The sequence below is a fragment of the Promicromonospora citrea genome, from assembly GCF_013004695.1.
Taxonomy (GTDB): Bacteria; Actinomycetota; Actinomycetes; order Actinomycetales; family Cellulomonadaceae; genus Promicromonospora; species Promicromonospora citrea.
On record NZ_JABEMG010000193.1, the window covers coordinates 1 to 6,065 of the forward strand.

Annotated in this window: 7 protein-coding genes and 1 pseudogene; all 8 read left to right on the forward strand. The window is 72.8% G+C overall.

What is annotated here, in order from left to right; all coding sequences use genetic code 11:
• Positions 1 to 273, forward strand: a pseudogene (locus tag HLB15_RS21830) (monooxygenase); the annotation flags it as partial.
• 37 nt (positions 274 to 310) lie between these two features.
• On the forward strand, positions 311 to 1,126 hold the full coding sequence (locus tag HLB15_RS21835) for an MBL fold metallo-hydrolase (protein WP_171108621.1): 816 nt from the start codon (positions 311 to 313) through the stop codon (positions 1,124 to 1,126).
• Positions 1,127 to 1,272: 146 nt separating this feature from the next.
• The gene (locus HLB15_RS21840; RefSeq protein ID WP_171108623.1) at positions 1,273 to 1,923 is read left to right on the forward strand and encodes a PAS and ANTAR domain-containing protein; all 651 of its coding nucleotides are present in this window, start codon (positions 1,273 to 1,275) and stop codon (positions 1,921 to 1,923) included.
• 145 nt (positions 1,924 to 2,068) lie between these two features.
• Positions 2,069 to 2,950, forward strand: coding sequence for a manganese catalase (locus HLB15_RS21845; protein WP_171108626.1), 882 nt, complete (start codon positions 2,069 to 2,071; stop codon positions 2,948 to 2,950).
• 8 nt (positions 2,951 to 2,958) lie between these two features.
• Positions 2,959 to 3,708, forward strand: coding sequence for an MBL fold metallo-hydrolase (locus HLB15_RS21850; protein WP_171108628.1), 750 nt, complete (start codon positions 2,959 to 2,961; stop codon positions 3,706 to 3,708).
• A 38-nt stretch (positions 3,709 to 3,746) separates the two neighbouring features.
• On the forward strand, positions 3,747 to 4,283 hold the full coding sequence (locus HLB15_RS21855; protein ID WP_171108630.1) for a DUF2231 domain-containing protein: 537 nt from the start codon (positions 3,747 to 3,749) through the stop codon (positions 4,281 to 4,283).
• Positions 4,280 to 5,428, forward strand: a complete 1,149-nt coding sequence (locus HLB15_RS21860) for a zinc-dependent alcohol dehydrogenase (RefSeq protein ID WP_171108632.1) — start codon at positions 4,280 to 4,282, stop codon at positions 5,426 to 5,428. The genes HLB15_RS21855 and HLB15_RS21860 overlap by 4 nt, the downstream gene beginning before the upstream one ends.
• A gap of 37 nt (positions 5,429 to 5,465) precedes the next feature.
• Positions 5,466 to 6,032 (forward strand): hypothetical protein, encoded by a 567-nt coding sequence (locus HLB15_RS21865; protein ID WP_171108634.1) that lies wholly within the window; start codon positions 5,466 to 5,468, stop codon positions 6,030 to 6,032.
• The last annotated feature ends 33 nt before the right edge of the window (positions 6,033 to 6,065 follow it).

The following is a 6,065-nucleotide window of genomic DNA, read 5'->3' on the forward strand; positions in this document are numbered from 1 at the left end:
CGGGTACGGCTGGTCGGCGACGCGTCCGGGTACGTCGACGCCCTGACGGGCGAGGGCATCCGCGTCGGGCTGGCGCAGGCGGACGCCGCGGTGCGGCACCTGGACGACGCGGCGGCGTACGAGCGGGCGTGGCGTGCGGCGACGCGTGACTACCGCGCGCTGACCACGGGTCTGCTGGCCTGGGCGGCGAGCCCCGCGCGCGGGGCGATCGTGCCGGCGGCGGTGCGCGCGCCCTGGCTCTACGGCGCGGTGGTCGAGCGCCTGGCACGGTGACGCCCCCGGGCGCGGGGAGAGGACGAGAGGGAGCGGCATGACGTTCTGGATCTGCAGCCGGTGCGGCGTGGAGCACGCGGAGAGCCCGCCGGTGTGCGCGCTGTGCGCCGACGAGCGCGAGCTCGTGCCCGCCGACGGGCAGCGCTGGACCACCCTCGGCGAGCTGGCCGCGCAGGGGCACGGCATCGCCGTGGAGGAGATCGAGCCGGACCTGTACGGTCTGGGCGCGGTCCCGGACGTCGGCATCGGACCGGTGGCCAAGATCGTGCGGACCGGCGCGGGCAACCTCATGTTCGACGTGCCCGGCTTCCTCGACGACGCGGCGCTGGACCTCGTGCGCGAGCTGGGCGGGCTGGCGTACATCGTGGCGAGCCACCCGCACATGTACGGCGTGCAGGTCGAGTGGAGCCGCCGCCTGGGCGGGGTCCCGATCCTGGTCTCGGAGGCCGACGCCGGGTGGCTCGCCCGCACCGACGACGCGATCGAGACGTGGTCGGGCGACCGCGAGGTGCTGCCGGGCGTGACCTTGACCCAGCCCGGCGGGCACTTCCCGGGCTCGGTGGTCGCGCACTGGGCGCCGGGCGCGGAGGGCCGGGGCGTGCTGCTCTCGGGCGACACGATCTTCGCCAACCCGGACCGCACGTCGGTCTCGTTCATGCGGTCCTACCCGAACCTGATCCCGCTGTCGGGGACGGTGGTGCGGCGGATCGCCGAGAACGTCGGCCGGTTCGCGTTCGACCGGCTGTACAGCAACTTCCGGGCGACCGTCCCCGCCGGCGCGCGGGACGCGGTGCGGCGTTCCGCGGAGCGCCACGCGACCTGGGTCGACGGCGCGCACGACGATCTGACCTGATTTTCACGATCCGAAACGCAAAAGACTTGTTTTACCTTTACCGTTTTGGTTTTCGTTTTCCATTCTGACTGATTCACCTGTACCGTTGACCGGGAGTCAGGACGCGGCTCAAAGGCGCACGAGCTACAGCGCACGGAAGGCTGCACATGACAGAACCCATGGAGATCGAGCGCGCTTTGGCGCTCGGTACCACCCACGTCGTCGGCCGGTACAAGGTCGACCTGGGGAACCAGGTCTGGTGGTGGTCCGACGAGGCCTACCGTATCCACGGCTTCGAACCGGGTGACATCGTCCCGACGACGGCGCTCGTGCTGGCGCACAAGCACCCCCAGGACAGGGCCCGCGTCTCGCAGGTCCTGCAGCACGCTGCCCTGACCGGTGAGCCGTTCAGCAGCCTGCACCGCATCATGGACGCCCACGGGCGCCAGCGGACCCTCACGGTCGTCGGCGAGGGCCGGCGCGACCCCGACACCGGTCAGGTGACCGAGCTGGTCGGCTTCTTCATCGACATCACAGCGGGCATCGAGGTGCAGGCCAGCGAGTCCGCCTCGGCATCGATCAGGGCGGCAGCGGCGACGCGCGCGCCCATCGAGCAGGCCAAGGGCATCATCGCCTTCGCCCTGCACACGGACCCGGACACGGCGTTCGAGCACCTGCGCGCCACCTCCAACCAGACGAACGTGGCGGTGCGCGTGCTCGCGCAGCGCGTCGTCGAGGTGGCCGCCGAACCGGAGACGACCGCGCGGGACATCGCCGCGATGCTGTCGTGGTCCGGGCCGCGCCGCACGGCGCGCTGACCCGGAGCGGGGCGCCTCTCCTCGGTGAGGCGCATGAACCCGCATACAGATGCGAGTGGGCTCGGGGCCGGTGACGGTGGACGTGCCGCAGGGTCGGGGCGGGACCTGCGGCGCACGCCAGATCCGTGAACCGAGGAGCCGCACCATGTTCTTCCATCGCCAGGAGCTGCAGCACACGGTCAAGCCCGAGCGGCCTGACGCGGTCTACGCCCGCAAGCTGCAGGAGGTGCTCGGCGGGCAGTACGGCGAGATCACCGTGGCCATGCAGTACGGGTTCCAGTCGTGGAACGCGCACATGCCCGGCAAGTACCGCGACCTGCTGTACGGGATCGGGGCCGAGGAGATGGGCCACGTCGAGATGCTGGCGACGATGATCGCCCAGCTGCTCGAGGACGCACCGCTCGGGGTCACCGAGGGTGCGATGCAGAACGACCCGACCGTCGCGGCGATCATCGGCGGGACCGACCCGCAGCAGGCGATCGTCTCCGGGGCGGGCGCACGGCCCGTCGACTCGAACGGCAACCCGTGGAACGCCGGGTACGTGACCGCCAGCGGCAACATGCTGGCCGACTTCACGGCCAACGCGAACGCCGAGATGCAGGGGCGCGTGCAGGTCGCGCGGCTCTACCACATGACCGACGACCCGGGGGTGCGGGACCTGCTGTCCTTCCTCCTCGCCCGGGACACCATGCACCAGAACCAGTGGATCGCGGCGGCGCAGGAGCTGCGCGAGGAGGGCGTCGAGGACCTGCCGGTCCCCAGCACGTTCCCGCTCGGCAAGGAGGAGCGCGCCGTGTCCTACCAGTACATCAACTTCTCGGACGGCCAGGCCGCCGCAGAGGGGTCCTGGGCCAGCGGCCCGACCCCCGACGGCAAGGGCGAGTTCGAGTACGTCGCCGAGCCGCCCGCGGGCGTGCCGGCACCGCCGCCCACCAATCCCGACGTGCGGTTCCACGGCACCACCGGCAACCCGGAGGCGGTCGAGAAGGCCCTCGGCGTCGCGCAGGACGCGCTCAAGAAGGAGTGACGACTCGCATGACACCGGTCGAGGTCGCCGCAGGCGTGCACCGCATCGAGCACGCGTACGTCAACGTCTACCTCGTGCAGGAGGCGGGCAGGGTCCTCGTGGTCGACACGGGCCTGCCCGCCTCCTGGCGGCTGATCGGCGAGGCGGTGCGCAGCCTCGGGCGCACGCCCGACGACGTCGCCGCCGTGGTGCTCACCCACGCGCACTTCGACCACACCGGGTCGGCCGCGGCGTTCCAGGAACGCCTGGGCGTGCCGATCTGGCTGCACGAGGAGGACTTCCACATCGCGGCCCACCCCTACCGGTACGCGCACGAGAACGTCCGGGCCGTCTACCCCCTGCGCCACCCGGCGGCCCTGCGGGTGCTCGGCGCCATGACGGCAGCCGGTGCGCTGCGCGTGCGCGGCGTCGACGGGCTGCGCCGCATGACGCCGGGCGAGACGCTGCCCGTCCCCGGCAGCCCGCGGGTGGTCTTCACCCCGGGCCACACGTTCGGGCACTGCGCCCTGCACCTGCCCGACCGCGACGTCCTGCTCACCGGGGACGCGCTCGTCACGCTCGACCCCTACACCGGACGCAGGGGCCCGCAGATCGTCGCGGGCGCCGCGACCGCCGACAGCGCCAAGGCGCTCGTCTCGCTCGACCGGCTCGTCGCCTACGACACCGGGTCCACGCTGCTGCTGCCCGGCCACGGGGACCCCTGGTCCGGCGGCGTCGCGGAGGCCGTCGACCGGGCGCGCGCCGTCGGGCCCCACTGATCGTCCCCGAGCTTTTCCCACCGACCGGGAGGTCACCCATGGAGAGCAGAGCCAAGGCCGCGGGGCACGCCGTGCACCAGCAGCTGGTCATCCTGCCGCTCGGCATCCTCGCCCTCGCCGTCGCCTTCGACGTGGTCGGGCTCGTGACCGACGACGCGCGCCTCGCGTTCGCGGCCTACCTCATGATCGTGGTGGGCGTCGTCGCAGGCCTGGCCGCGTCGGTGTTCGGCCTGGTCGACTACCTCGCGATCCCGCAGGGCACCCGCGCCAAGCGGGTCGCGCTGCTGCACGGCGCCGGCAACGTCGTCGTGCTGCTGCTGTTCGCGCTCAGCGCGGTGCTGCGCGGCGGTGCGTCCGAGGACGTGCCCGGCGTGGGCGCGTTCGTGCTCGGCCTGGTCGCCCTCCTGCTCTCGGGCGCGACGGGCTGGCTGGGCGGCGAGCTCGTCGGCCGCCTCGGCGTCGGCGTGGACGACGACGCGGACCTGGACGCCCCGGCCCGGCTCACCACGGGCGTGCGGCTGTCCGGCGAGATCACCGGCGAGCAGCCGGGCGGTCGGACGGGGACGGCGCGATGAGGGCGATGACGTACCGCGGGCCGTACAAGGTCCGCGTCGAGGAGAAGCCGATGCCGCGCATCGAGCACCCGAACGACGCGATCGTGCGGGTCACGACGGCGGCCATCTGCGGGTCCGACCTGCACCTGTACCACGGCATGATGCCCGACACGCGCATCGGGTCGACCTTCGGCCACGAGTTCGTCGGCGTCGTGCACGAGGTCGGCCCGTCGGTGCGGGACCTCGCCGTCGGCGACCGGGTGATGGTGCCGTTCAACATCTACTGCGGGAGCTGCTTCTTCTGCGCCCGCGGGCTGTACTCCAACTGCCACAACGTCAACCCCAACGCGACCGCGGTGGGCGGCATCTACGGCTACTCGCACACCACCGGCGGGTACGACGGCGGGCAGGCCGAGTTCGTCCGCGTGCCCTTCGCCGACGTCGGTCCTGCGAAGGTGCCCGACTGGATGGACGAGGAGGACGCCGTCCTGTGCACCGACGCGCTCGCCACCGGGTACTTCGGCGCGCAGCTCGCCGACATCGCCGAGGGTGACGTCGTCGTCGTGCTGGGGGCCGGCCCCGTCGGGCTGTTCGCCGCGCGGTCGGCGTGGCTCATGGGCGCGGGGCGCGTGATCGTCGTCGACCAGCTCGAGGAACGGCTCGAGCTGGCCCGCACGTTCGCGTACGCGGAGACGATGAACTACACCGAGCACAAGGACGTCGTCGTCGAGCTCAAGCGCACGACCGGCTGGCTGGGCGCCGACCGGGTCATCGACGCCGTCGGCGCCGAGGCGGACGGCAACCTCGTGCAGCACGTCACCAGCGCGAAGCTCAAGCTCCAGGGCGGCTCGCCCGTCGCGCTGAACTGGGCGATCGACGGCGTCCGCAAGGGCGGCACGGTGTCCGTCATGGGCGCCTACGGCCCCATCTTCAGTGCGGTGAAGCTCGGCGACGCCATGAACAAGGGCCTCACGCTGCGCGCCAACCAGGCGCCCGTGAAGCGGCAGTGGCCCCGCCTGTTCGAGCACATGCGCAGCGGCTACCTCACGCCGCACGACATCGTGACGCACCGCATCCCCCTGGAGCACATCGCCGAGGGGTACCACATGTTCTCCGCCAAGCTCGACGGCTGCGTCAAGCCGCTCGTCGTGCCGGGCGGGGAGTGAGTCCTGCCGCCACCGGACCGAGCGAGAGGCCACCACCGTGCCGTACACCGCCGACAAGCCGCCGCTGCCGGAGACCCCCGAGCAGCTGCGCGCCCGCATCCCCGGCTGGGGCGCAGACCTCGACCCGGCCGACCGTCCCGCCGTCCCGCGCGAGGTGCGCGGTCTCGACACGGGGGCGCACTGGGAGCTGCCCGAGCAGCAGCCCGAGCACCAGCCGCGCGAGCGGTCGATCGAGCATGCCCGGCTGACCCCCGTCTTCGGCACCTCCGTGCCGCTCAAGGGTCTGTCGGGCGTCGTGCGGCGGTACGCCTACCGGCGGTTCAGCGAGGCGCGGGCCGCGCACTGGCTGCTGCTCATCGCGGCCGACCGGGTCGACGCCGTCGAGTCGCACCTGGCGTCGTTCGCGACCCGGCGGCCCGACGACCCGGTGACCGAGTCCGGCGTCCTCGCCGAGCCGGGGCTCGGCCCGGTGCGCTCGCGGTCCGGGCGCACCGACGTGCGGCACCAGGTGCTCGACCCCGTGCTCGTCGTCGGGCCGTGGGTGCTGGCCGGCGTGGTCGCCTACCGCCTCGGGCGCGCCGTGGTGCGGCGGGTGCGCGGGTGAGCGTCGCGGGGCGCCGGGCAGGCGACGACGGCG